Below are 24432 nucleotides of genomic sequence, written 5' to 3'. Positions count from 1 at the left end.
CGGAGCCCAGTGAGTTCGCCCGATCCACGGTTTGGCTGAGCGAGGCCAGCTCAGCGAGGTCGGCCAGCGGCATACAGCCGGGCACGTTCGAGCGCTTCGGCGGGCTCGACACCAGCCACACCCGCCATCCAGCAGGCAATCGGTGCAGCGATCCGCTGGGAATCGTGCGCTGCGACACCCGCGAGGTTCAGGAGTGCTTCGGTGACTTCGAGGCCGGGCGCAGGTGCTCCGATCGCCTCGGCAAAGCCCGCCAGCCACTGCTGTGCTGTCGTACCCGGCTCTTCAGAACCCGTCTCGTCGCTCATGGTCCCAGCGTACGTTTGGCAAGTCGAGACGCTCCAGCGACCACGCCAAACACACCAGGCCGACCACACCGGGCGATCACACCATGCCAGCCACACCAAGCCGGCCGCATCGGGTCTGTGGCATGGGCTCGCTACGGTGCACCTCGACCGGGCGGCACAGTGGGCAGAAGGGACAGCCATGAGCGACGACATGGGCATCTTCGGACCGGAGCTGTACGAGTTCTTGGAAGAACTCGAGGCCAACAACAACCGGGAGTGGTTCAACGAGAACCGCGAGCGTTACGAGGAGGAGGTTCGCGAACCCGCCTTCGACCTCATCCGTGCAGTGCGGCCGCTCCTCGCCGAGATCGCTCCGCATATGACCGCTCGCGACACCAAGGTGGGCGGCTCGCTCATGCGCGTGTTCCGTGACACGCGCTTCTCGGCCGACAAGACGCCCTACAAAACCAATGTGGGCATCCAGTTCCGGCACCTGCGTGCCAACGACGTCCACGCTCCCGGCTTCTACGTGCACCTGTCCACCGAGAGCTGCTTCTTCGGCGCCGGCAGCTGGATGCCGGACCGAGATGCGTTGGCTGCCTACCGGGTCGCCATCGACGAGCGCACTGAGGCATGGATCGCTGCCCGGGACACCTGCCAGTCCGATGGCTGGCGGATGGAGGGCGATCGGCTCAAGCGCTCACCGCGGGACTGGTCCGCCGACCACCCCATGATCTCCGATCTCAAGCGCAAGAGCTTCATTGCTGTGCGTGATTTCGATCACGACATCGCACTCAAACCCGAGTTTTCCTCTCAGATCACCGCATGGTGCTCCGAGACACGTCCGCTCATGGCGTTCCTCTGCGGCGCGGTCGGCCTCAAGTTCTAGACCAACCGATCCCGACTGCCCGCAGCCAAGGGCACCCAAATCACCGGCACTTCGGGATCGTGTGGCTCAGCGATCGTCGAGTTGGACGATCTCGGGTGGTTGGTAGGACTCCACGGGCGGCGGCTGACCCTCGTATCGCTCCACTTCGACAAGGCAGGTATGCGCAGAGGGCCCCTGGGCCAACCGGCTCGTGCCGACGTCTGCAGTGAGGGTGTTGGGGTTGCCCGCACGGCAGGTGCCGTCAGGCGCAGGGTCGTACCAAGCGCCGGTGGAGAGCTGAACCGCTTCAGGAATCACGGCGCCATCGAGCACGGCACCTGCCAGGCAGGCGCCTCGATCGTTGTACAGCCGCACCACATCGCCGTCCGAGATGCCCCGGGCAGCCGCTGTCTTGGGGTGGATGCGCATCGGCTCGCGGCCCGCCACCTTGGTGGCCTGGCTGGGCGCCGCGTGATCGAACTGACTGTGCAGACGCGCCACAGGCTGGTTGGACACCAGGTGGAGTGGCCAGTGGTCACTGCCGGCTCCGCCGAGGCGCTCGAAGGGCTCCATCCACGCCGGATGGGGCGGGCAGTCGTCGTAGCCGTATTCAGCGATCTTGTCATTCCACAGCTGGATTCGACCGCTCGGCGTGCGCAGCGGCTTGCCGATGGGATCTGCGCGGAACGCTCCGAGAAAGATCTGTTCCGGATCGCCCATTAAGGCCATGCCGGGCGCCATGACGTAGCCCTCGCGCCGGAACTCCTCATACGACGGCGCCTCTGGATCGATAGCGCGGTGAATTTTGTAGATGACCTCTACCCACTCGTCCGCCGTGCGGCCCTCAGTGAACTTCTCGCCGAAGCCAAGGCGTTCAGCGAGGCGGGCGAAGATCCAGTAGTCGTCCCGCGACTCCCCCACCGGCTCGGCCACTGCGGCCATGGCGATCAGCATCGTCTCGGCGCCGCCGATGTCGTTGCGTTCGAGCGGCGTCGTCGCCGGCAGCACGATGTCAGCCCTGCGTGCGATGGGCGACCAGAACGGCTCCTGGACAACGATCGTGTCGGGTCGCTGCCACGCTCGCATCAGTCGATTGAGGTCCTGGTGATGGTGGAACGGGTTGCCGCCCGACCAGTAGACGAGCCGGACATCGGGAAAACGCCCCGTGCGTCCGTTGAAATCGAACGGTTCGAGCGGTCCCTCCAGCATCTCGGTGATGCGTGACACTGCGATCGTCGGGGGCCCGGGCTGGCGCATGGGCACCGGGAGCCCGGGGATGCGAGCGCGTGTCTGCCCGGCACCGGTATTGCCCTGAGTGCCAAAGCTGAAGACGTATCCCCCGCCGGGCAGGCCGACCTGGCCGAGGGCGCACGCCAGTGCCAGCGCCATCCAGTACGGCTGCTCGCCATGGTGGGCCCGCTGGGTGGACAGGCTCAGATTCACGAGGGTTCGCTTGCGGGCCATCTCGTGCGCCAGCTCGACGATGTCACCAGCGTCGACGCCCGTCACATCCGCCGCCCACTGCGCCGTCTTCGGCGTGTCGTAGTCGACCGCATCAGCCCATGGCGTGGGGCCGCGCCAGTCGCCGCAGGCTGCTGCGAGGCCTTCGCCGAAGATATGTGCCCGCAGTCGATCCCACCCCTCGCAGTAAGTCGTCAGGAACTCCTCGTGGGCGAGGCCGTCGGTCGCGAGCGTGTGAATGATCCCCGCCATAAGGGCCACATCTGTGCCGGGCCGTATCGGGAGCCAACGGGCATCCGCCGTCTTGTCGAAATCGTCGCGCAGCGGCCCGATGTTGACGAACTCCACGCCCGCTTTGGTTGCTCGGGCAACCCAGTCGTTGTGATGATGCGGGCCCTGACCGCCGTAGGTCACGTGGTTGTTGGTCGCGCGCATGCCGCCGAAACACACGAACAGCTCGGTGTGCTTGCAGATGACCGACCACGACGTCTGCCGACCGATCCCGGCGTGGTAGCCCATGCCGAGCATGTAGGGAAAAATCGCTTCGGCTGCTGCGGACGAGTACGTGCCCTTCTGGTCGGTACAGCCGCCGAAGAAGCGCATGAAGCGGTGCTGCTGGCTCGACGCCAGCCCGAAGCGGCCTGCCGATCCCCACCCGTAGGACCCGCCGAAGACCGAGGCGTTGCCATAGTCGTCACGCACTCGGGACAGCTCCGCCGCCACGACATCGAGCGCCGTATCCCAGTCCACTTCGACGAACGGCTCGCTGCCCCGCATCTGCGTCGCCGACCCCGGCCCATCTCGCAGCCACGACTGCCGAATTGCGGGACGCATCACACGGTTCTCGCCGAAGTGCCGCAGCGACTCGCCGAGGTGCGACGGCTCCGGATCGGTCGGATGGCCCCGCACCGCCAGCACTTCGCCGTCACGCGAGTCGATGAGAAACGAGCCGAAATGCGTTCCCATGGCTGTCGTACGCACGTCAGCCCCAGAGGTGTCGCTTCCCGCGCTCATACCGATGCAGCCGAAGTGTCGGCTTGGGAGGTCGCATCTCGCGCGTCCCTTCGCTGCTGCCTCTCGTCGGTTTGGTGGGTGTCGGCCCCGCCATCCGCTCGCTGCTGCCATTCATCGGCCAAGAGCTCAAGGCTGCTGATGCGTTCAGGGAGTCCGAATGTGGACGTGTGAATCATCAACTCGCCCGCTCCGGTGGCGTCAGCGAGCTCGGCCAGACTCGCCGCAGCCTCGTGGGGATCCCCGACAATGGCATTGGTCGGCATGGTGGCTGCACGTTCCCATTCCGGATGCGACATTGCCTCGTCTGGCGGCAGCAACGGCCAGAACCGGCCCGTCCGGATCCCCCACCGCCGCAGCAGCGACGGCGCAGCGTGGTACTGGGCAGTGGCAGCGTCTGCCGCCGTGACCAGGCCGACGCTCACAATCACGAACGGCTCGTCGAGCACTGGCGAGGGCTGGAACCGCTGGCGGTAGAGATCCACGGCTCCACCCACGCCACCGCCGTCGAAGTGATGGGCGAATGCGAACGGCAGACCCAGGTAGCCGGCCAGTTGGGCCGAATAGCCGCTCGAACCCAGCAGGAGCACCGGTGGTGCCGAGGTGGCCTTCGGCGTTGCCCGAAAGTCGGACCAAGGCCCTTCGCTGGTGCGCACATCGCCGAGGTACGCCATGAGATCGATGAGATGGCTCGGGAAGTCGTCCACTTGCCAGGGGTCGGGCACTGCGCCGTCTTCGGTGGGACCTCGCACAGCGGCGGCGGTGATGCGATCGCTGCCAGGTGCTCGCCCGACACCCAGGTCGATGCGGCCCGGATGCAGCGCTTCGAGCATCGCGAACTGCTCGGCCACCACGGCGGGGCTGTGGTTCGGCAGCATCACGCCGCCGGAGCCCAGCTTGATCCGCTCGGTGTGTGCGGCCAGGTGCGCAATGAGCACGGCCGGCGACGTGCTCGCCACGGTGTCGATGTTGTGATGCTCGGCCACCCAGAATCGCTCGTAGCCCAGCCGATCGGCCGAACGCGCCAGCTCCGTGGTCTCGTCGAGCGCCTGCGCGCTGGTGCCACCCTCTGAAACGGTGGCCAAGTCCAGCACCGACAGCGGCAGTGCCTGCACAGAGTCGCCCGCAGAACTCACAGCGTCAGGCTAAGAGGCCGCTCGAAGAGGTGTGCGCTGTGGAGGCGGCAGCGGCAGTCTGATTCATGCAGGGCCGGTATCGACTTGAGTGGGGCCATGGGCTGCTGGCCGCGGCTGGTGCTGTTGGCGCTCGGGCGGACGGCCCGGTGCCTTGGGGTGCAAGTCCCAGCAACCAAGGTCGCCCACCGTGGGGTGTGCGTCCGGAGGTGTGGCTATGGGCTGCGGGAGGCGACGGGTGCTCGGGCGGGCGGTCCGGTGCCTTCGGGTTCGGGTGGTTGCAGGCGGGGTCGCCCGTCGGGCGGGGTCTCGATCTGGCGGCCGTGCTGGTGGAGATCGCTGTGGCAGTCAAAGCACAGCGATGCCAGATTGGGTGTGTCGGTGGGGCCGCCGTTCTCGAAGTAGTCGATGTGGTGGGCCTCGGTGTGCTCTGGGGTGAGGTCGCAGCCGATGCAGCCCTGGTCGCGCATTGCGAGGATGAGCCGCTGGGCGTCGTTGGCGTTGCGTGTGCGGCCCAGAGCCAGTTCGGACCAGTCTGATTTGAACAGCGCGGGCAGCACGCTGGCGTCGACGGCGTGATCGGCGAGCATCTTGGCCGAGATAGGCGTGCCGTCATCAAGGCGAGGGTTGACGAGCCGGTCGTTGACGATGTCGTAGTCCGCGACGATCACCAGGCTCGTCTTGGCGCGGCGGACGTTGGAGGTGCCCGCGATGAGGTCGCCGATCGCGTCCGCGGTGAGCTGCGCACGCGTCGGCACAACCCCAACACCGCCGGCATCGGTTTCGCTGTTCGCGTCGAGCTGGCCAGCAAGGGAGCCGCTGCCGTTAGCGCTGGTGTTGTGGGCGCCATCGCCGTCGTCGTTGTTCTCGGCGCGGCGCCGCAGCGATCGCACCATCGCCTGCAAAGCGATGTTGACCTGGCGTCCCGCAAGGAAGTCGAACTTGCCGTTGAGATGCCACATGCCGTCGTCGCCCAGCTTCATCGACCCCCAACGCTGCGCACGCTGCAGAGCAAGCTCGGCGTCGATCGGACTGACATCGTTGGCGACGGCTTCGGCGGCGGAACACCTGCTGGCTCTGGTAGGCGAGCAGATGGCGGGCCACGGTGTCCGAGGGATAGGCTCGGCACAGCTCGAGGAACTCCGCTTCGCTGCGACGGTGCTTCTTGGGCGCCTCCTGGGCGATCACCTTCGCATGAGACATCCCGATCTCGCCGGCCTGCAACGCGTCGAGCGTCGCTGTCATGCCTCCGACGACCAGGCTCTCGGCCAGACGGGCCTCGGTACGTGCCTGCGACGCGTTCAGACGCGTCTGGTCACACAAGATGTACGCGGCCGATTGCGCCCCGTTACGCGATGCGAGTTCTCCCACCGCCGTCAGATAACGGCCTTCGACACGTGCTCGCTCGGCGGCGAGCTCGACCACGAGATCCTTCAGATCGCCGTAACCCAACGACGCCAAGCCTTCGCTTCCATCAACGCCGAACCCAGCCGAAGCGGTATCGGCGCAGCTAACTGGGGGCTCGGGCTCGGCCACGGCACCCCGGCCGCCGCTGCGCAGCGAACCGTCTCGCTGCGAACCGTTCTGCGCTGCCACAGAACCCGCCATGGCGCCCGCATCGTCCGGTGACCCGGCCGTATCGGCTACATCGGCGGTATCGGCGCTGCCGTAGTGCGAGTCGGGGTACGAGCCGTCGAAGCGCCAAACGGTCGCCGGATCAGGCCACACCGACACCCAGCCAGCAGCCTCGGGGATGGTCTCGGCCGGTTCGGAACCGTCAGTGTCGGACCGGTACAACAGGTCGGCGAACATGACAATAGCATACATACGTACCACGTCAATCACACGCCAAATCAGGAGCACGTTCCAAAGAATCTTCACCGGGCAGAGCAGGAGAATCAGGTCCCCTATTGTCTCTGCCGGCTGTCGCCTCGATACGCAGACATCGAAGTGTGTTACCGGGCCCGAATGCAACCAAGCCGGCCTAGCCCGTCAAGGTCGCGTACACCGGTCGTCTCGTTGGGTTACAGGAAGAATCAAACTAGGCACCAGTTGCTCGGCACCAGAAGTCCTTGCTCTGCGCCCGTTTTGTATGCTGAATACCGTCAACAGATTGGGCACTGTCAAATTGCAAGAATCGTTACGGAAGACTCAAGCGGCGACCAGGCGTCCAGGATTGATTGATGTCAGCGTTGTCTCGAGCTGTGCGAGAAGTCGCGAGCGAGACAATTAGTTCACAATGCTGCGCCTACCACGGATCGTGCACGGCCGAAATGCGGAATCTGCAAAAAAGCGCTCACCTGCCGATAAGGTGACCGGGGTTGATCGATGCCGACGTCATCGCCATATGCGCGAAAGCTCGCGACCAAGATGATCAGATCTCAGCGTCTTGCCCAGAATGACAGACGTCTCCTGCAATCGTTCCTCCCGGCCGAACCTCAGAAACGGCCGCCCCAAAGAGCGTCCCAACATCAGCATTCTGAGTGCTCGCAAACACCAAACCACAGGTCAGGCGTCCGCAATTGACCCATGTCCGTGTCGCCGCAAGATGTGTGAGAACTCGCGACCGAGATGATCGGGTCTAGACTTTTTGCAATGGCGAAGATTGCATGATTTGGATTGCAGACTCAGGATCTGGAAACACGTCTGCCCCGTCGGCCACGGTCTCTGTTCGAAAGCGGGCCACTGCAGTTTCGAAGCTGATTCCCCGGACGCGGAACCTGTGCCACAGTCTCCTTATGTAGATTTCCCACCGAGATCTTGCTCCACCGCTTCCTCAATTGCAGTCTCTTTCTCGGAGCCGTCCTCCTCGGGGTCGTAAGTAGGCAGGGTGGTGCGAGCTATCGCTGCCGAATATGCAGATTAGCTGTGATGCCGCAAGAATTCACCCGTGGCCATCCCAATAGTCGGCGGGCACTCCTTGCGAGTTGGCCTCGCTAGGCGGGTGATATGCATAGGGGCTGTAATAGAGGTCATGATTTGGATGATAGCATCTCAGATTGCTTGCCATAGCCCAGCCTCGTGGGCATGCTCTTAGACTATTCAAGGCCCACGACTCCCGTGGTGACAAGTTAGAACAACCGTACCCTAGTTCGAAATTCCCGCATTCATCGCCGTGATAATCTTCTATCATTTGTATGAGAGTTTGCGTATCCTCAGGGTCATCACACTCATATTGTTCTTCGTAGTCAAGCCCGCATGCCGCAGCAAAATCTTCAATTGCTTGATATTCTGCCATCCACGTCGGGTTAGCTTCAATCTCCAAGACGAACCCCATAGATTCTTCCTCCTCGGTCACGGTCTCCGTTTCGGAGCCGATTTCCTCAGATTCGACGATGGACGGCTCGATTGAAGTGCTGGTGCCAGCGATGGTGTCGCCGCTGGCACGCCGACCGACGAGCTGCGCTGTTTCCCAGCGGCTCGCGCCACCGAGACGCGTCATGTCACGGCCGGCGATCTTCGCGGTGGGAACCGCGGCGATGCCGCCGAGTACGAACCCGCCACCGGCCGCGGCGTCAAGACGTGTCTGCTGACTGGCGGGCATCGGGCTGTCGCGTGGCCCCGCGAGGACCACACAGTCGGTGCCCAGCACACCAGCGAGGGTGACGGCGCTGTAGATGTCGGACTGCGCCGCTGCGTCAGAACCGACCACGATCGGCACATCGCCAGCGCAATCAGCAGCGAACCAAGGCTCCGCACCGTCGAGAAACACCCCAGGCTCGGACACATCAGCCGGAACAGTCAGCGCCGTCTCGGACATCGTCGGCGAGTCGGGCCGAGTGCCGTCGGCGAGGTAGCTGGCCTCGTTGCCGATGATCTGCGCAGTGGCCCACCGGTCAGCGCCGCCCAAGCGCGTCATGACACGCCCCGTGAGCTTCGCGTCAGGAACCGCAGCGGTGCCGCCCACCACGTAGCCGCCTGCCGCAGCCGCATCAAGACGCGCCCGCTGAGCAGCGGGCATCGCCGCGCCGCGTGGCCCCGCCAGGATCACACAGTCAGTGCCCACCACCCCAGCCAGCGTCACCGCGCTGTAGATGTCGGACTGCGCCGCCGCGTCAGAGCCGACCACGATCGGCACCTCACCAGCGCAGTCCGACTCGGTCCACGGCTCCGCACCATCGAGGTACGCGCCCCCGCTTTGGGCGCCGGCCGCGGCGGGCAGCACCAACGGCACCGCGAGCACCACCGCACACAGCACCGAAACCCAACGCCAGCCTTGAACGCGCATCGACACACTCCCCACTGGGCCGCCCGACGACACTACCCGGCACCATCGACACCAGCCGCTCATGTAGCCACCCAGCCAGACCACGCCGCCGCATCGCAGAATCCGCCGCAGCACTGTTGGCCGTGACGTTCCGCTGACCGACTGCTGACAGGCCGCTCGAATAGGTGTGCCCACTGTGCCTCACCGCTGACGTTCCACAGCCGCAGTTCCGACGGCGAGCCGTCAGCCCAGCGCGCCCGCGGCGGCGATGCCGGCGATCTGTTCGTCGGTGAGGCCGAGTTGTTCGCTGAGCACATCGAAGGTGTGCTGACCGAGCATCGGAGCCGCGAAGCGGGGACCGTGGTCGTAGCCGGCGATCTGGTACTGGTGTCCGGAATAGGGAACGGTCCCCATCCGGGGGTGCTCCAACCACCGGTGGAAGCCGCGGTGCGCATACTGCGGATCCGCCAGCAGGTCGCTGCTGCGCTGCGCCATGCCCGCCGCGATCCCAGCGCCCGCAAGCAGGCGTTCCAATTTCACGGCCTCCTGGGTGACCGTCCAAGCGGAGATCTCGTCGTCGATCGCATCGTGGGCAGCAAGCCGGCCTTCCAGCGACGACAGCTCGGGAGCCTGCGCCCACTGCGGTGCCCCCATCAGCTCCACCAGCGTCTTCCATTGCGCATCGTCGGCAATCGTGATGGCGCACCACCGATCGTCGCCCTTGCACGGGTACACGCCTTGGGGTGCCACATCGGGGTTCCGGTTGCCGTTGCGGCTCGCCACCGTCCCGCTGTCGGCATAGTCAGCCAGTTCTGGAGCCAGGAACTGCAGGCCGCATTCGAGCTGTGCCGCCTCGATGACGCAGCCCTTGCCCGTGCGACGACGGCGATCCAGTGCTGCGAGCAGCGTGGCAGTGATGATGCGCGGCGAGATGGTGTCGGTGTAGGCGAGGTACGGGCCGTCCGGCGGCAGATCCGGCCATCCCACGACGGGATAGAAGCCGGCGATGGCAGCAGCGTGATAACCGAAGCCACCCATCTTGGACAGCGGGCCGCCGCTGGCCAGCAGCGACGTATGCACCACGATCGCATTCGGGTTCAGCTCGGCGATGAGCTCGTCGTCGGCGATATTGCGGGCGAAAGTGCCCGGCGTCCACGACTCCACGACCACATCGGCCCACGCGATCATCCGGCGAGCGATGTCGACGCCGCCAGGCGTCTTGAGATCGATGTCGATGCTGAGCTTCGACGTGTTGAACGTCCCGAAGAAGTGCGCCATGTCGACGTCGATCACGTCGTCCTTGAACGGCGGATTCGCACGCAGACCGTCGATGCGACCGGCCGATTCGATCCGCACGACGGTCGCGCCGTGATCCGCGAGGGATTTTGCCGTGATCGGGCCGACCCCGATCCAGCTGAAGTCCGCGACCCGCAGCCTGGCGAAGGGCAGCTCGGCGTTCCCGACACTCCACGCGGTCGGTTTCCCCGCGGATTCCGGCGGCTCGACGACCCAGTCAGGCTCGGGCACTCCGTCAGGCTCGACTGCCCGGTCAGAGCCGGCCACTCCGTCAGGCTCGCCTGGCTCGCCAGCACGGGCAGCTTCTGCCCGGATCTCTGCGCCGTGCTCGTCGAGCAGCGGCGGCCGTCGCCGCATGCCGATGCGAACGCCGTCGATCGTCGCCGGTCCGCCGGGAAGCTCCACCCCCGGGGTGCCCGCAAACTCCGACGTGCCCTCAAGCTCCGAGATGCCCCCAAGCTCCACCGGACGCCAGAAGTCCCGAACGCGCAGGTGTTCGAATTCGACCAGATCCGCCACGGTGTGCACCGGGGCGATGGTCTCGCCCAGCTCCACCGACCGCTGCAAGAGGTCGGCATTGGTGTGCTGCCCGCACAGCCCCACCAACGCTTCGTAGAGCTCCTCGAACGTGCGGCTGACCGGCTCTCCCTTCGAGGCTCGCAGGTCGTAGGTGTCCCAGTCCTCGGCACGCCAGCTCTCGTCGGCTAGTCCCTCCTCGATGTACCAATCCAGCAGCCGACCGGTCGCCACGCCTCGGGCAACGCCGATAGCCCACCCGTCCTGGGTGCGATAGCGCATCTGGAGCGGCGCTGCGAGATTCACCATCGTGCCCGAGCGCTGGAAATCTCGGCCGCAGATGGCATGGGTCTCCATGGCGTTGAGCAGTGTCCACGTCATGGTGGCCTGCGCCGAAACGGCAACGTGCTGCGCGGCGCCGTCAACGCGCATCCGTGCGTGCGCCATCAGGCCCGCCGCGGCCGCCTCAGCACCGGCGTGACGCCATGCCTGTGCGATTGACGCCTTGACCGGCGCCCGCTCGAAGACGCCCTGCATGTTGGCAGAACCCCCGAGCGCGGCCAGCGACACCTCCGAGGCAGGGTCCGCGCTGCGAGGGCCGTCCAGCCCGAACGGCGTGACCTGGACGTGGATGATTCGTGCGTTCAGTGAGCGAAGATCATCATGGCGGTAGCCGGCTTCGGCAAGCGTGCCGGGCACGCCTGATTCGTAGACAAAATCGGCGCGACTCACGAGACGCTCGAATACCTGCCTGTCGCCAGGGTCTTCGAGGTCGAGTACGACGGAGCGCTTGTTCGAGTTGTAGGCGCAGAACTGCCAGCTGCGCAGATCCGGTGACACGACCTCGAACGCTGCCCCATCGGGAATTCGCAATGGCATCGCCGCACGAGCCGGCGTCCCGCCAGGCGGCTCGATCTTGATCACGTCGGCACCGAGCTCTGAAAGCATCCACGGCCCGAACTCACCGCGGTGATCGGTCAGATCCAGCACGGTCACGCCCGCTAGAGGCGTCGTCGCCTGGTCGACAGGGGCGTCAGTACTGCTCATGCGCATTCCCGTTCGCATTGCCATCGCCATCTTGTGGCAGCACGCTCCCCGTTAGGAGGAGCAGACTGAGGCCGCCATTGGGTCAGCCTCACGACTGCTGTTCGAATACTTGCCGAGACAATCCCGATTGCCGAACAATCGACAGCAAGGTGCCGATGCGCAGCTCCTGGTGCATGGGCACGGGAACCGTAACGGTGCTGTCGTCTTCGATCTTCTGCATTGCCACATGGCTTCCGCGGCGCCGGACTTCGACATAACCGTGCCGGGCGAGTATTCGGCAGACTTCTCGGCCGGATAAGACGCGCAACCTAGCCAATCACTACATCGATCTGCGTGACATAGATTTCGCCTCGCAGCCTTGCGTCGATCTCATCGGGCGACGCACTGGCGAAGAACAATGTGACAGCTTCGGCCAAATTGTCGCGGGCTTCCGACACGCTCCGCCCTTGGCTGGCAACATCCACCTCTGGACAGACCGCGACATAGCCGTCGCCCTCGCGCTCGACAATCGCCGTCATATTGTGGCGCATACGACATCTCCGGGACTCAGCTTCCTTATGCGATGAAGCTAGCCCGGCAGGTGTGGTCCGGCTGCGGTTAGCTTGCCCGGATGGCCCACTCTGAGTCTCCGCAGCGGACGGCGGGACCTCCTGAACTGAATGACGAATTGCTCGCCCGTGTCCGGGTCGGCGGCCCCGACAGCGACGCTGGCCGAAATCCCGACCGGGACATCCTCGTCGAGATGGGACGTCGAGGACTGATGCGGATTCTCGTGCCCGAGGAGCTCGGCGGCCTGGGCCGCCACCCTGGCGAATTCATCGAGTTCACCCATCGTGTGTCCTACGAGCACCCATCCACCGGATGGGTCGCTATGACCTGCAATGAGGAAGCCGAGATCTTCGCGGCGCATCTCGAACCCGAGACCGTTTCGGGCTTCTATGCCTTGCACCCGGACGTGGTCATTGCCGGTTCAGGCGTACCTCGCGGCATCGCGAGGCCGGTCGACGACGGTTGGAGAGTCAACGGGCGCTGGACGTTCGTGAGCGGCTGCACCGGCGCCGACTGGTGGGTAGTCGCCAACGTTGTCGACGGCACTGTGCCCAAGCAGGTCTGCCACGTCTTGGTACCGGCCGACCATGCGTGCGTCGAAGACACCTGGCACACCGTGGGTCTGCGCGGCACCGGCAGCCACGATGTAGTGCTCGCCGACGTGTTCGTGCCCGCCGACCGGGCGGCAGTCGTCGAGAACTACTCGTTGCCCAAGCCCAACGAGCATCCCTTCTACCGGCTGCCGTCGGGACTCCGCTTCCCATTCCCCAAGACCGGCGTTGCGTCAGGAATCGCCGGACGCGCCATCGACGAGTTCGCCGCCCTGGCCGACACAAAAACGCCGCTGTTCGCCCGCTCGGAACTGGTGACACGGCCAGACGCGCACGCCGCGATGGGGCGCGCCGAGGCGCTGCTGGGCGCGGGCCGAGCTTTCGTGGCCGATCAGCTCGACCGGCTGTGGGAGACGGCCTCGGCTGGAGGCGAAGTCACCGCGCAGCAGCACGCTCGGGCGCGCTTGGCGTGTTCGTGGAGCGTGCAGAACTGCATCGAAGCCGTCGAGACGCTTGTAACAGCATCTGGCAGTACCGCGAATTTCACCGCCTCGCCGCTCGGTGCGCTGCTCAACGACGTGCGAGCAGTGGCCGGACACTTCATGGTCGGCAGCTACCAGATGGACACCGCCGGTCGGGTGCTGCTGGGCCAGGACTCAGGCGACTGCAACTTCTGACAGCGGCCCAGCCCTTGGACCTCGACCGGGGACCCCGGATTGTCTGAGCGACCACGATGCTTGCTTCGCCAGGTCAAGGGTGCTGATGTCTCAACGGCTTCTGCACCAACCCTTGTGCCCTGATGGCAGCAGACATGGCAGGTTCGTGGATTTGACCCGTTTGGGACATGCTGACAGCGCGGGAGGTGTGGCCAGTGGTTGAGACGCTCTGCCGGTCCCTGGGGAGCGACCGATGATCTTCCGTGTGGCCATGATCGTCTTCTTGCACGCTGCTGAGCGTCGTTCGATCCGATCCAGAAACGCCTGAGTCGGCTCCGGTCGCTGCAGGTCGTCAGGCAGCCGGTTGATTTCTTCCCTGATGGCCGCGGGCAGCCTTTCGGCCAGATCCTCTGCCCGCGTGACCAGTTCGGCTGCCGACACACGAAGCCTCGCTGCCATCGAGCGCAGCATGTCTTGGGAACCTGCTTGGTACACCGTGAAGCCATTGTCGTATCGCATCGCCATCTCTCGCTCGCCGATCTTGGTGTGGTCGAACATCAGAGATGAGTTCACGTCATACAGCGGGGCTAGGCGTGTCTCGCCGTGAATCATGTGGATCAGGCTGTAGTTGCGCGCGTGAGCGTCCCTGTTCACGACCAGCCATGCATACAGCAGCCCGTCTGCGAATCTCTTGATGTCGTCGTCGGGCGCTGCGGAATGGTCCCAGATGAGATCAGCGATCTGCGACATGCCGGGTCCGCCATCTTTTTCGTACTTGCGTGCACCGGGAAGTCCCATGGCTTGGCACATGTCCTCCTGGTGCACGCGCTGCCACTGATCGCCGACGAGCGAACGGTCGTAACGGACAATCACGGCGGCTACGTCAGTCCCGTAGCTCGCGATCCACGATTCTGCGGCGTGAATGCCGAGTCGGCGAGCCGCCCCGAGGCACAGGTGCTCTCCGATGGCAACCGTTTCCGCTGCCTCGGCACGGGGTTTCAAGATGTGCGTGGTCGGCGTATTGCCGAACGGTCGAGCCCATCCATCCTCAGTGCGATGCCAAGCCACTTTCGATTGAAAGCCACCGAGGCTGAAATACGGCTCCACATCGTCTGGCGTCCACACATCCGGGTTGCTCGTAATCTGCGCTATCTCTCCGCGGACTTCTGCGTCGCTGAGCAGTCGAAGACCGCTTGCTCTCTCCGAGAGTTCGTCTTCGTAGCCCGACCGACAGAATTGAACAGCGCCAGCGCAGTCGTGACCTGCGCTCGTCGACAGGAGTCCGAACGGAGTGTGTTCCTGAACTTGCTGACGGCCGTACCACCGTGCTAGCACGCGCGAGTCGTCTGGGAGCAGCGACGTAATCCAACGGTCAGGCTCCCCACGGACGTACGGGCGATGAGAGAACCCCAACGACAATGACAGAGGGGGAGCATCCGAGTGCATGTAGTCATCGTCATAGCGAAGTTCGAGCCCATTGCCGCCGTGGTGGATCACCGCAGCGCAGACCCCATTCATCATCACGACGAGTGCGTCTGATCCGTTCATTGCGGATCCTCGATGGGGACGAGCGCCACGCCCATGTCGAGTGCGCGCACGACACTCATGACGTTGGCGATCTCAGCTCCCCGATGCCCACGTTCCAAGCGACCGACCCAGCGTCGAGATACGCCTGCCATGTCGGCGAGCGCTTCTTGAGAAAGCTCGGCTTCGTGCCTCAGGCGGCGTACTTCCATCCCAAGTTGGCCAAGTGTCCTGATGATTCGGGGACGCATGGGAAAATCATAGCAAATATGGCACAGAGCTGTATCGCACCAGTCTCAGGTATAGAACTGTACCTAGACTGTTTATGTTACAGCACAGTTCCTTGCTGTGCGAAAAGGATGCAGCCGGGCAGTTCATGGTCGGCAGCCCGTACGACCTCCGCTTGATGACGGCGATGGGCTCATGGGCGGTGCCAGCCCCGAAGTGAGATCCCACCCGTGCCATCAAATTGGTACAGTTGAACTATGAGTGGGACATTCAATATTGTGATGGGAGACCGCGGTCGGCTCGTCGTTCCTGCCGAAGTACGGAGTCGGTCAGGCCTGGCGCCCGGAACGCCGCTCGTTCTCATCGATTCTTCGGAGGGGATGGTCCTTATGACTCGGGAGCAACTGAGTGCTCGTGTGCGGCAGGATCTTCGAGGTACGGACCTTCTAGGCGAGTTGCTGAGGGACCGTCGGGTTGAGTCCGCGCGAGAAGACGCTGGGTGACCACAGTCTTGGATGCTTCTGCGCTGCTCGCCCGGCTGAAGGGCGAGACCGGTGCCGGCATGGTCGAGGAGGCCCTCCTCAGCGGTGCCCGATGCGGTGCTGCAAACTGGAGCGAGGCAGCGCAGAAGATGGTGGCGGCCGGTCGCAGATGGAACGAAGCCCGCGCCCTGCTCATGAGCTACCAATTGCGGATTGAGCCGGTCACCTTGGCTGACGCTGAGTGGGCAGCCCACCGCTGGAGGCCCCAAGAAGGCTTGTCGCTGGCGGACCGCCTGTGTCTCGCGCTCGGCGAGCGGCTCGATGCGGTGATACTCACTGCAGACCGATCTCGGGGCACAGGCGCCCGCCTCATCCAGATTCGCTAAGTCCATCAGGAGCCTGCCGGCACATGAGACAGTTCGCGAGCCGAATCGATCCTCGCAGCGACGACTTTGGAAAGAACGCTGCCGCCTACGCCGACCTGCTCACGACGTTGCGAGAACGTCAGCAATTCGCGATCTCTGGCGGCGCCGGCCGCGAGCGCTCCATCGAGCGGCACCATGCTCGGGGCAAGATCCTGCCGCGGGACCGAATCGACCTCGTGTGCGATGCCGACACGCCCTTCCTGGAGCTGTCCACGCTGGCCGGCTGGGAGCTCTACGACAACAGCGCCCCCGGCGCCGGGATCGTCACAGGCATCGGCGTGGTGTGCGGCGTGCCGTGGATGTTCATCGCCAACGACGCCACCGTCAAAGGCGGCTCGCTGCTGCCGGTCAGCATCAAGAAGCACGTACGGGCCCAGGACATCGCCGCAGAAAACGGCCTCGGTGTCATCTACCTGGTGGACTCCGGCGGCGCCTTCCTGCCCCTGCAAGACGACATCTTCCCCGACAAGGACCATTTCGGCGGCAGCTTCTACCGGCAGGCCCGGCTCTCTGCGATGGGACTGCCGCAGATCTCTGTGGTGCTGGGCGGGTGCACCGCCGGCGGTGCCTACGTGCCGGCGCTGAGCGACGAAGTCATCATGGTCGCCGGCATCGGGCGGATCTATCTGGGCGGCCCGCCCATCGTCAAAGCAGCACTCGGCGAGATCATCGAGCCCGACGACCTTGGGGGAGCTGCTCTGCACACTCGCATCTCGGGCGTCTCGGACTACATGACCCCAGACGAGCGCTCCGCCTACGGCAAGCTGCGCGAGCTGTGCGCGGCAGTGAACCAGCGCCCGGTTGACCATCGGGAGGGATGGCTGTCGTGGACCGAGCCGGAGCCGCCTCGCTACGACGGGGCCGAGATCTCTGGCGTCATCTCCGCGGATGACCGCATCGGCTTCGACGCCCGCGAGATCATCGCCCGGCTCGTCGACGGCTCTCGCTATGGCGAGTTCAAGCCGGAGTGGGGCACCGACATCACCTGCGGCTTCGCCCGCATCTGGGGTCACCAGGTCGGCATCATCGCCAACAACGGGATCATCTTCTCCTCCGACGCTCTCAAGGCCACGCACTTCATCGAGCTCTGCGAGCAGCGCCGGGTGCCGTTGCTGTTCCTGCAGAACACGACCGGCTACATGGTCGGCAGCGATTCTGAGGCAGCCGGCATCGCAAAGCACGGGGCGAAGATGGTGTCTGCGGTGGCAAACGCCACTGTGCCGCGCTACACGGTGCTCATTGGCGGCTCCTACGGGGCGGGCAACTACGGCATGTGCGGGCGGGGCTTCAATCCCAGGTTCCTGTTCGCCTGGCCCAACAGCCGCATCGCCACCATGTCTGCCGAGACAGCCCAGACCGTGCTCGTCGACATCAGGCTGGCCGGAATGCGAGGCACTGAGACCACCGACGAAGAGATCGCGGCAATGCGGGCAGAGGTGGCCGACCAGTACGAACGCCAGAGCGACCCGTACTACGCCACGGCGCGCCTCTGGGACGACGGTCTCATCGACCCGGTCGACACGCGCGATGCCCTCGGGCTGTGTCTTGCGTTGGCTGCTCGCCAGGACGCCCCTGCCCTCGGCGGCGGCCTCGTCTACCGGATGTAGCTGGAGGCCGTCCCCTTTTATGAGCCTGATGTCATGAAGCTGCTGGTCGCCAACCGGGGAGAGATCGCGAGCCGGGTCTTCGCGACCGCGCAGCGCTTGGGATGGCGCACCGTCGCGGTGTGGGCCGAGCCCGACAGGGATGCGCCGTTCGTCCGTGAGGCGGACGAATCACGGTGCATCGGCCCTGCGGCGCTCGACCAGTCGTACCTGGACGTCAACGCCCTCCTGACCGCAGCAGCCGAGACTGGCGCCGATGCCGTCCACCCTGGGTACGGCTTCCTGTCGGAGAACGCGGGATTTGCGCAGGCCGTCGTGGACGCCGGGCTGACCTGGGTGGGCCCGAACCCTGATGCCATCGCCCAGATGGGCGCCAAGGTGGAAGCGCGAGCAATCGCAGAATCCGCAGGTGTCCCGATCATTCCCGGCGCCGCAGCCGGAGACCTGAGTGCCGCTGCCTTGCAGATCGGCTATCCGATGCTGGTCAAGGCATCGGCCGGCGGCGGTGGCAAGGGCATCCGCATCGTTCGTTCCCCGGACCAGTTCGACGCTGCACTGACAGCAGCTCGTACAGAGGCACAGCGCTCCTTCGGTGACGATCGGCTCATCGTCGAGCGGTACATCAAACGTCCTCGCCACATTGAGGTACAGGTGGTCGGCGATCAGCACGGCAACGTCATTCACCTCGGCACTCGCGACTGCTCCTCGCAGCGCCGCTACCAGAAGCTGCTCGAAGAGGCGCCCGCACCGAACCTGCCCGAGGCCACCCGCGATGGCCTGCACGAAGCGGCCGTGGCCCTCGCCCGCCACATCTCCTACGACAACGCCGGGACCGTTGAGTTCATCGTCGATGCCGGCACAGGCGAGTTCTTCTTCCTGGAGATGAATACCCGCCTGCAGGTCGAGCATCCGGTGACCGAGGCGATCACCGGACTCGATCTCGTGGAACTGCAGCTGCGCGCCGCTAGCGGCGCATCATTGGGCATCAGCCAATCCGAGGTGACGTTCGCAGGCCACAGCATCGAAGCCCGCATCAACGCTGAGGACCCTGCCGATGGCTTCAGCCCCCGGGCGGGTCCGGTTCGCCACCTGAGCGTGCCCTCCGGTGTGCGCTGGGATTCGGCGGTGGAACCCGGCAGCGAGATCACGCCCTACTACGACCCACTCATCGCCAAGCTCGTGGTCAATCGTTCCGAGCGTGCAGCGACGTTCGACGCAATGCGCGACGCCCTCGACGAGCTCGTGCTGGGGCCAGTGCCGACCAACGCCGGTTTCTTGCGCTGGCTGGTGGACACGCCCCTGCTGCGCGGTGGGGAGATGACCACCAACGTGATCGACTCCCTCGCCTCGAGCGAGATGCCCGTACCCCCGTCCAGCAGCGACGCCGCTGGGGTTGCCGCTGCGGCTTGGCTGGCCTCCCAGCAACGAGAGCGAATCTCACTCGACAGCGGACCCTGGGCGGCTCTTGGGCCGTTCCGGCTGACCGATCACCGAACACTGGCAGCAGTGCTGCTCAGTGACGCTGGGGGCGATCTCCACGAAGTCCCGGCGGCGTCGATCAACGGCGCTGACGCGAACGCCATGGTTGCCAGCAGCACGGATCACAACTCAGTGGCGGTCAATCTGGACGGCCACACGGTCACGTTCGACGTCCCCGATCGCTCCGACGCCTGGGCGCCGACGGCAACCGACGACACCGGCTCGGCTGACTCCGTCGCTGCGCCCTTCCCCGCAGTCGTCGTCGAGGTGGCTGTCGTGCCCGGCGACGTCGTCGCCACCGGCGACACGGTCGTGGTGGTGGAAGCCATGAAGATGCTCCACTCGCTCAGCGCTCACGGGGCCGGCACCGTCGGCGAGGTGCGTTGCGCCCCGGGCGATGCCGTCGAGGCAAACCAGGTGCTGGTCAGCTTCGTTCAGAGCTGATCCGCTTCCGGGGCCCCCTGGCCAACCGCCGGGTACTCGTCGCACAGCCCGACCCCGTGCGAAATCGACGTGTAGTGGCGGTACTGGTCCGGGTCGGGGTACCACGCCTTGTCGGTGATCTCCCGTAGCGTCATACCGGCTTGGTGCAGCTCGATGTTGCGCTCGATCTGCTCGGCTGCCAGTGCCCAGTGTCGTGCTGGGCTGCAGTTGGCCGGCCGTCCCTGCACAACCACGTACGGGACATGTCCACGCAGATGCCGTACGCGCCGACCAGGTCGGTGTCGAAGCCCATCAGCTCGCCGGCCTGCACCCGCCGACTGCTGGCCTCCTGGTATCAGGGGTTCGTCCTTGGTCCCGACGACAGCAGCCTCGTCTCGATCCACTCGCCGTAACGCCGCAAGCTGCCCGACCACAACGCGGCCCACAGGTCCAGCTCGCTGACGCCGGGACATGTTGGTCGTGTCGGTGGCGTAGCGGATATTGACCGGGTCGTACAGCAATGCTGCGTCGCAGTCCGCATTGCGCAGCTGCTCACGGACCCGTTCCAGCCGGTATCGGCGCAACGCGAGCCCAGCGGCCTGCCACTCCGCTTCCAGCTCCGCTCCGGGACCCAGCGCGTGCATGTTGAGATCGGCGTGGTCTGTCAACCACTCGGGCGGCTCAGCCCGAGCCACACCGATCTTGAGCCGGTGGCGCCGCTGAGACCCCGAATGCTCCATAGTTGACAGCACTCGGTTCGGTCCGCCTACCCCAGCCTTCGGCCTCCGGCGAGCCTAGGGTCTGGCAATGGCTTCATCGGAGCAAGCAGCGGCGGGACACGACGGTGGAACGCTCACCGGGATCACCATCCATCCCATCAAGGGCTGCCGACGCATCGAACTGGACTCGGTGACGGTGTCGGCAACCGGGCTCGAGGGCGACCGGGAGTGGCAGGTGGTGACCGCACCCGATGAGGTCGGTACCATCGGCGAGGCAGTCACTCAGCGTCAGCGTGCGGTGCTCGCCACGGTCGTCCCCGAACCGATCAACGGTGGCTTGACGATCAGCGCACCAGACGTCGGGGTCATCGACGTCAAGCGTCCTGATGCCAACGACATCACCGTGCACGCGCTGATCGGTGACGAAGTCGCCTGTGCAGACGCAGGAGACGAGGCCGCCGCGTTCTTCAGCGAGGTGCTGGGAATGCCGGCGAGGCTCGCCGCGCTCACACCCGAATCGTCCCGCCCGGTCCGGCTGTTCCGGGGACGACTTGCCACTTTCGCCGACGCCGCCCCGGTGCTCGTCGCCAACATGGCATCGCTCGACGATCTCGTGGCCCGCGCCATCGAGCCGTTCGGCATTGAGCGTTTCCGGGCGAACCTCATCGTCATCAACGACCAGCCTTGGTCCGAGGACACCTGGGCGGAGTTCTCGATCGGCGATGCAGATCTCGTCGCCCGGATTGCATGGCCACGCTGCGCAGTCCCCCAGATCGACCAGGACACCGGTGAGCGACACCGCGAACCCGCACTGGTGATGCGCAAGCACCGCTGGTGTACTACCGCCGAAGGCCACTCCCCCGGGATGCGCAAGGTCCTCGAAGGCAACGCCATCTTCGGCATCGCCTGCACCATCGACCCCGAAGGCACCATGGTGAGCGTCGGCGATCCCGTGACGGTCGCCCAGACCGCCGCTCCCCTGCTCACACCTCCCAACTAGCCGCCTGTCGATAGGTAGGACTGGGCCGTGGAGCAGACTCTCAGGTTATTTCAATAATTCTGAAGGGTCGGCTGGATATGGAGTGCTACCGTTCGGGACATGGAGCTGAGCGCACTTGCGCAAGTTGGCACGATGGTGCTGGCGGCACTGGCGATCGTGTGGCATCAGCAAAAATCCAACGACAGACTCCGCGACGACCTGCGTGGCGAACTCGGCACACTGCGATTGATTGTCACCGAGAACGGCCAGCGTCTCGCACGTATTGAGGGTTACCTGGGCATTGGCATGCCGTCAGAGGCTGCGACTGCCGCGGCCGGTGCCGAAGCGCCCCGCACAACGCAAGGCCCCAACGGGTAGGGACCCGGACTGGGCTCTTCAGCTGCAGCGGACGGGCACCAGCTACGACATCGAGCGGGTGCCCGGCACCCGCACCTTGAAAAAGGCATCTACGACGATGCCGGCAATCCGGTGCGTACGGCCTCGTTCGACGAAATCGTGCCGCTGACACAGTTCCTGTACCGGGTCATCGCCGTGCACGGCACCGACCGCAGCAACCCCTCCGCAGAGGCGTCGACCGACTCCGAGCGCCAACTCCCCGCAGCAGGCCTCGTGACCGTCACCGACAAATGGCGCACCGGCGCCACCGTGCGCGTCAACATGACCGGCACCGACGCGGACAGCAATCAACTCTCCGACGCCGACACCGCAACACCCCCAACAAATCGCAGACGCACGCCAGGCAATCGACGATTGGCTCGACGCTGACCCCGATCGACGGCTCGCCGACTACCAAGAGTCCGGTCCAGTCAAGGCGGACAATCCCCAGTACAACATCTACGGCTCCGCCTGGGACGGCGGCTTCTACGCCGGAGAAATCTGGGCACCCAAACACGTCGTCGGCTCGGTCACCTTCACCACCAACTCATAAGAGAAGAGCACTCCGACCTTTCCGATTCCGTCGCTCGTGCGAAAGCCGCCACCTATTCGCTTGCTTGCCCGTCTGCAATACATGGCACAATATGTTGCATGAAGCAGACGACGGTCTACCTGCCTGACGACCTCAAACAACGACTGGAGCAGGCCGCACACGAAGACGGACGATCCGAAGCCTCGATCGTGCGCGAGGCATTGGAAGAGACACTCGGCCGTCGTGACGTTCGACCGACCGTGCCCTTGTTCGACGACGATTGGGGCGACCCGACCCTCGCCGAACGGGTCGACGAGATACTGGCGGAAACCGGCTTCGGTTCGTGATCGTCGATACCAGCGTGCTGCTGGCGGCGTTCATACGCGGCCAGCGAATGCACGAGCGTTGCAAGCAACTGCTCCTGTCACGTCAGCAATTGGTGATCTCGCCTCTTGTGCTAGCCGAAGTCGACTACTTGGCAGCGCAGCTCGCCGGAGCCGACGCCGAATTGGCCGTCCTGTCAGAATTGGCGTCAGGTGCATACGAGTTGGCTTCATTCGATCGCATCGACCTCGTCCGAGCCCGGGCAGTGGTTGAGCGATATCGGGACTTGCGCCTCGGCCTGACCGACGCCTCGCTCGTTGTCCTCGCGCACCGCTATGAGACCGACGGAATCGCCACGCTGGACGAGCGGCATTTTCGCGTGGTCCGGTCGCTCGCTGGACGACCGTTTGAAGTTTTACCAGCCGATCGACAAGGAAATTAGGCCAACCGCATGGGACGAGTAATCGAATTCAATCGTTCGAGCGGAGGACACCGCGCTCGGCGAGGTCGGCGATCTCCTCGTCGGTGGCGCCAAGCTCTGCCATGACCTCGGCGTTGTGGGCACCTTGCGCAGCAGCCAACCGCAGCGGCGCCGTGGAGAGGCCGTCGAAACGCCACGGGCCTCGCATGAGCCGTAGCTCCCGGCCGTCGACGTCGATGGTGTAGTAGGGCCGGGTCGCCTCGGCCCATTCGGTATCCAGAGCCTCGCCCGAAGTCCGGATACGACCGACGGCGAGCCCGCCCGCACCCGAGACCTGATGCTCCAGATCCTCGATGCTGCCGAAGGTGCGAATCCACGCTGCGACCTCAGCGACCAGCTCGTCGTAGTGCTCTCGGCGCAACTCCGGCGTCTTGTACCGGGCGTCGGCCTTGAGGTCGTTGCGGCCCATCATCGTGCAGTAGCGCCCAAAAGCCGGGCTCCACACCGGTGACGCAGCGATCGTGATCAGTGAACCGTCCGCCAGCTCGAAGATCGGCGATTCGGGCGCACTCAGCGCCGGCGGCTCACCCAACGGGTCGAGATCATTGGCTTCGGCGTGCAGCCGCTCGTTGACCGACAGCATCGTGGCCATCATCGACACATCGGCGTGGGTGCCACGGCCGGTCATGCTGCGCTGGTAGAGCCCGGTGATGGCGGCAAGGGCACCCTGCACGCCGGTGTAGAGGTCTGCCTGGCTGGTCGAGTCGGTCGTCGGGCGGACGAGCAGGTCGCCGAAATGCGCGAGATGTGTGGCCGTGGAACCGCTCTCTGCCTGAACGGTCGGTGCGAACGCCGGCCGTGAAGACCACGGATTGTCCTGCCCGTAGCCCGACATCGACACGTACACGACCCGCGGGTTGACGGCGCTGACCGACCGATAGTCGAGGCCGAAGGTGGCCATCGTGCCCGGCCGGTAGTTCTCCACGATCACGTCTGCCCGGCTGCACAGCTCGAAGACCGCCTCTCGCCCCTCGGGATAGTTGAGGTCGATGCTGAGGTTGCGCTTGCCCCCGTTGAGCTGCAGGTAGTAGCCGGAGGTGGGGCCCGCCGAGGGCGATGCGGCTCGGGCGATGTCGGCAGCCGGCGGCTCAACTTTGGTCACCGAGGCACCCATCTCGACGAGAATCCGTGTTGCCGTCGGCCCTGCGAGCACCCGGGTGAAGTCCACCACCGTGATGCCCGCCAGCGGTGCCGCGTGGGCTGCTGCGTCGGACGGGGCCGCGTCGTCGGTCCTGTCGGGTGCTTCGTCAGTCACGT

General features: G+C 65.1%; 23 protein-coding genes. 10 read left to right on the top strand and 13 right to left on the bottom strand.

The window, feature by feature from the left end:
• Positions 1-50: 50 nt before the first annotated feature.
• A complete protein-coding gene (locus ACOOHB_RS04600; protein ID WP_420443635.1) occupies positions 51-305 on the bottom strand; it encodes a DUF6457 domain-containing protein in 255 nt (84 codons plus the stop codon).
• A gap of 178 nt (positions 306-483) precedes the next feature.
• Between ACOOHB_RS04600 and ACOOHB_RS04595 the strand changes: the two genes are divergently transcribed.
• Positions 484-1173 (top strand): TIGR02453 family protein, encoded by a 690-nt coding sequence (locus ACOOHB_RS04595; protein WP_420443634.1) that lies wholly within the window; start codon positions 484-486, stop codon positions 1171-1173.
• A gap of 66 nt (positions 1174-1239) precedes the next feature.
• Here the strand turns inward: ACOOHB_RS04595 and ACOOHB_RS04590 are convergent, their stop codons facing one another.
• The 8 genes from ACOOHB_RS04590 to ACOOHB_RS04555 form a co-directional block, all read right to left on the bottom strand.
• Complete coding sequence (locus tag ACOOHB_RS04590) at positions 1240-3627, bottom strand: molybdopterin-dependent oxidoreductase (RefSeq protein WP_420443633.1); 2388 nt, start codon at positions 3625-3627, stop codon at positions 1240-1242.
• Positions 3624-4760, bottom strand: a complete 1137-nt coding sequence (locus ACOOHB_RS04585) for an LLM class flavin-dependent oxidoreductase (RefSeq protein ID WP_420443632.1) — start codon at positions 4758-4760, stop codon at positions 3624-3626. Before ACOOHB_RS04585 ends, ACOOHB_RS04590 begins: the two co-directional genes overlap by 4 nt.
• Before the next feature lie 212 nt (positions 4761-4972).
• On the bottom strand, positions 4973-5653 hold the full coding sequence (locus ACOOHB_RS04580; RefSeq protein ID WP_420443631.1) for an HNH endonuclease signature motif containing protein: 681 nt from the start codon (positions 5651-5653) through the stop codon (positions 4973-4975).
• On the bottom strand, positions 5583-6569 hold the full coding sequence (locus tag ACOOHB_RS04575) for a hypothetical protein (RefSeq protein WP_420443630.1): 987 nt from the start codon (positions 6567-6569) through the stop codon (positions 5583-5585). The genes ACOOHB_RS04580 and ACOOHB_RS04575 overlap by 71 nt, the downstream gene beginning before the upstream one ends.
• A gap of 1072 nt (positions 6570-7641) precedes the next feature.
• The gene (locus ACOOHB_RS04570) at positions 7642-8985 is read right to left on the bottom strand and encodes a hypothetical protein (RefSeq protein WP_420443629.1); all 1344 of its coding nucleotides are present in this window, start codon (positions 8983-8985) and stop codon (positions 7642-7644) included.
• A gap of 222 nt (positions 8986-9207) precedes the next feature.
• On the bottom strand, positions 9208-11823 hold the full coding sequence (locus ACOOHB_RS04565) for a CoA transferase (RefSeq protein WP_420443628.1): 2616 nt from the start codon (positions 11821-11823) through the stop codon (positions 9208-9210).
• 88 nt (positions 11824-11911) lie between these two features.
• The gene (locus ACOOHB_RS04560; RefSeq protein WP_420444658.1) at positions 11912-12130 is read right to left on the bottom strand and encodes a type II toxin-antitoxin system HicA family toxin; all 219 of its coding nucleotides are present in this window, start codon (positions 12128-12130) and stop codon (positions 11912-11914) included.
• Between the two features lies 1 nt (position 12131).
• Positions 12132-12353 carry a type II toxin-antitoxin system HicB family antitoxin gene (locus tag ACOOHB_RS04555; protein ID WP_420443627.1) on the bottom strand — a complete coding sequence of 74 codons (222 nt, stop codon included), beginning with the start codon at positions 12351-12353 and terminating at the stop codon, positions 12132-12134.
• Between the two features lie 80 nt (positions 12354-12433).
• Here ACOOHB_RS04555 and ACOOHB_RS04550 point away from each other — a divergent pair, with 80 nt between their 5' ends.
• Positions 12434-13600, top strand: coding sequence for a hypothetical protein (locus ACOOHB_RS04550; RefSeq protein ID WP_420443626.1), 1167 nt, complete (start codon positions 12434-12436; stop codon positions 13598-13600).
• A 90-nt stretch (positions 13601-13690) separates the two neighbouring features.
• Here the strand turns inward: ACOOHB_RS04550 and ACOOHB_RS04545 are convergent, their stop codons facing one another.
• Positions 13691-15127: a HipA domain-containing protein gene (locus ACOOHB_RS04545; protein ID WP_420443625.1), complete on the bottom strand. Its 1437-nt coding sequence runs from the start codon at positions 15125-15127 to the stop codon at positions 13691-13693.
• A complete protein-coding gene (locus ACOOHB_RS04540; protein WP_420443624.1) occupies positions 15124-15354 on the bottom strand; it encodes a helix-turn-helix transcriptional regulator in 231 nt (76 codons plus the stop codon). Before ACOOHB_RS04540 ends, ACOOHB_RS04545 begins: the two co-directional genes overlap by 4 nt.
• Positions 15355-15830: 476 nt before the next feature.
• Here ACOOHB_RS04540 and ACOOHB_RS04535 point away from each other — a divergent pair, with 476 nt between their 5' ends.
• The 3 genes from ACOOHB_RS04535 to ACOOHB_RS04525 are packed head-to-tail and all read left to right on the top strand — an operon-like array spanning position 15831 to position 19765.
• On the top strand, positions 15831-16199 hold the full coding sequence (locus ACOOHB_RS04535) for a PIN domain-containing protein (RefSeq protein ID WP_420443623.1): 369 nt from the start codon (positions 15831-15833) through the stop codon (positions 16197-16199).
• A 23-nt stretch (positions 16200-16222) separates the two neighbouring features.
• Positions 16223-17845, top strand: coding sequence for a carboxyl transferase domain-containing protein (locus ACOOHB_RS04530; protein ID WP_420443622.1), 1623 nt, complete (start codon positions 16223-16225; stop codon positions 17843-17845).
• A 33-nt stretch (positions 17846-17878) separates the two neighbouring features.
• A complete protein-coding gene (locus tag ACOOHB_RS04525; RefSeq protein ID WP_420443621.1) occupies positions 17879-19765 on the top strand; it encodes an acetyl/propionyl/methylcrotonyl-CoA carboxylase subunit alpha in 1887 nt (628 codons plus the stop codon).
• Here the strand turns inward: ACOOHB_RS04525 and ACOOHB_RS04520 are convergent.
• Positions 19756-20484, bottom strand: a complete 729-nt coding sequence (locus ACOOHB_RS04520; protein WP_420443620.1) for an aminopeptidase P family N-terminal domain-containing protein — start codon at positions 20482-20484, stop codon at positions 19756-19758. The genes ACOOHB_RS04525 and ACOOHB_RS04520 overlap by 10 nt on opposite strands.
• A 67-nt stretch (positions 20485-20551) precedes the next feature.
• On the opposite strand from ACOOHB_RS04520, the gene ACOOHB_RS04515 reads away from it, so the two are divergent.
• From ACOOHB_RS04515 to ACOOHB_RS04495, 5 genes are all read left to right on the top strand, one after another.
• On the top strand, positions 20552-21463 hold the full coding sequence (locus ACOOHB_RS04515; RefSeq protein WP_420443619.1) for an MOSC domain-containing protein: 912 nt from the start codon (positions 20552-20554) through the stop codon (positions 21461-21463).
• A 99-nt stretch (positions 21464-21562) separates the two neighbouring features.
• Positions 21563-21820, top strand: a complete 258-nt coding sequence (locus tag ACOOHB_RS04510) for a hypothetical protein (protein ID WP_420443618.1) — start codon at positions 21563-21565, stop codon at positions 21818-21820.
• 111 nt (positions 21821-21931) lie between these two features.
• A complete protein-coding gene (locus ACOOHB_RS04505; RefSeq protein ID WP_420443617.1) occupies positions 21932-22228 on the top strand; it encodes a hypothetical protein in 297 nt (98 codons plus the stop codon).
• A gap of 261 nt (positions 22229-22489) precedes the next feature.
• Positions 22490-22717, top strand: a complete 228-nt coding sequence (locus ACOOHB_RS04500; protein ID WP_420443616.1) for a ribbon-helix-helix protein, CopG family — start codon at positions 22490-22492, stop codon at positions 22715-22717.
• The gene (locus ACOOHB_RS04495; protein WP_420443615.1) at positions 22714-23136 is read left to right on the top strand and encodes a type II toxin-antitoxin system VapC family toxin; all 423 of its coding nucleotides are present in this window, start codon (positions 22714-22716) and stop codon (positions 23134-23136) included. Before ACOOHB_RS04500 ends, ACOOHB_RS04495 begins: the two co-directional genes overlap by 4 nt.
• Positions 23137-23164: 28 nt before the next feature.
• Here ACOOHB_RS04495 and ACOOHB_RS04490 read toward each other — a convergent pair whose 3' ends face one another.
• Entirely contained in the window at positions 23165-24430 is a 1266-nt protein-coding gene (locus ACOOHB_RS04490) for a CaiB/BaiF CoA transferase family protein (protein WP_420443614.1), read from the bottom strand.
• Positions 24431-24432 lie beyond the last annotated feature (2 nt).

The sequence above is a fragment of the Candidatus Poriferisodalis sp. genome (assembly GCF_965215815.1).
GTDB lineage: Bacteria > Actinomycetota > Acidimicrobiia > Acidimicrobiales > Poriferisodalaceae > Poriferisodalis.
The sequence above is the reverse complement of the archived record's forward strand: the minus strand, read 5'-3'. Positions and strand labels throughout refer to the sequence as shown.

What these genes read in the sequence shown, in the direction of transcription:
- ACOOHB_RS04525 (WP_420443621.1), top strand. Translation starts at nt 17,879, where the DNA reads ATGAAGCTGCTGGTCGCCAACCGGGGAGAGATCGCGAGCCGGGTCTTC.
- ACOOHB_RS04515 (WP_420443619.1), top strand. Translation starts at nt 20,552, where the DNA reads ATGGCTTCATCGGAGCAAGCAGCGGCGGGACACGACGGTGGAACGCTC.
- ACOOHB_RS04590 (WP_420443633.1), bottom strand. Translation starts at nt 3,627, where the DNA reads ATGAGCGCGGGAAGCGACACCTCTGGGGCTGACGTGCGTACGACAGCC.
- ACOOHB_RS04595 (WP_420443634.1), top strand. Translation starts at nt 484, where the DNA reads ATGAGCGACGACATGGGCATCTTCGGACCGGAGCTGTACGAGTTCTTG.
- ACOOHB_RS04580 (WP_420443631.1), bottom strand. Translation starts at nt 5,653, where the DNA reads ATGGTGCGATCGCTGCGGCGCCGCGCCGAGAACAACGACGACGGCGAT.
- ACOOHB_RS04530 (WP_420443622.1), top strand. Translation starts at nt 16,223, where the DNA reads ATGAGACAGTTCGCGAGCCGAATCGATCCTCGCAGCGACGACTTTGGA.
- ACOOHB_RS04545 (WP_420443625.1), bottom strand. Translation starts at nt 15,127, where the DNA reads ATGAACGGATCAGACGCACTCGTCGTGATGATGAATGGGGTCTGCGCT.
- ACOOHB_RS04510 (WP_420443618.1), top strand. Translation starts at nt 21,563, where the DNA reads ATGGAGCTGAGCGCACTTGCGCAAGTTGGCACGATGGTGCTGGCGGCA.
- ACOOHB_RS04565 (WP_420443628.1), bottom strand. Translation starts at nt 11,823, where the DNA reads ATGAGCAGTACTGACGCCCCTGTCGACCAGGCGACGACGCCTCTAGCG.
- ACOOHB_RS04575 (WP_420443630.1), bottom strand. Translation starts at nt 6,569, where the DNA reads ATGTTCGCCGACCTGTTGTACCGGTCCGACACTGACGGTTCCGAACCG.
- ACOOHB_RS04600 (WP_420443635.1), bottom strand. Translation starts at nt 305, where the DNA reads ATGAGCGACGAGACGGGTTCTGAAGAGCCGGGTACGACAGCACAGCAG.
- ACOOHB_RS04520 (WP_420443620.1), bottom strand. Translation starts at nt 20,484, where the DNA reads ATGGAGCATTCGGGGTCTCAGCGGCGCCACCGGCTCAAGATCGGTGTG.
- ACOOHB_RS04555 (WP_420443627.1), bottom strand. Translation starts at nt 12,353, where the DNA reads ATGCGCCACAATATGACGGCGATTGTCGAGCGCGAGGGCGACGGCTAT.
- ACOOHB_RS04550 (WP_420443626.1), top strand. Translation starts at nt 12,434, where the DNA reads ATGGCCCACTCTGAGTCTCCGCAGCGGACGGCGGGACCTCCTGAACTG.
- ACOOHB_RS04500 (WP_420443616.1), top strand. Translation starts at nt 22,490, where the DNA reads ATGAAGCAGACGACGGTCTACCTGCCTGACGACCTCAAACAACGACTG.
- ACOOHB_RS04570 (WP_420443629.1), bottom strand. Translation starts at nt 8,985, where the DNA reads ATGCGCGTTCAAGGCTGGCGTTGGGTTTCGGTGCTGTGTGCGGTGGTG.
- ACOOHB_RS04540 (WP_420443624.1), bottom strand. Translation starts at nt 15,354, where the DNA reads ATGCGTCCCCGAATCATCAGGACACTTGGCCAACTTGGGATGGAAGTA.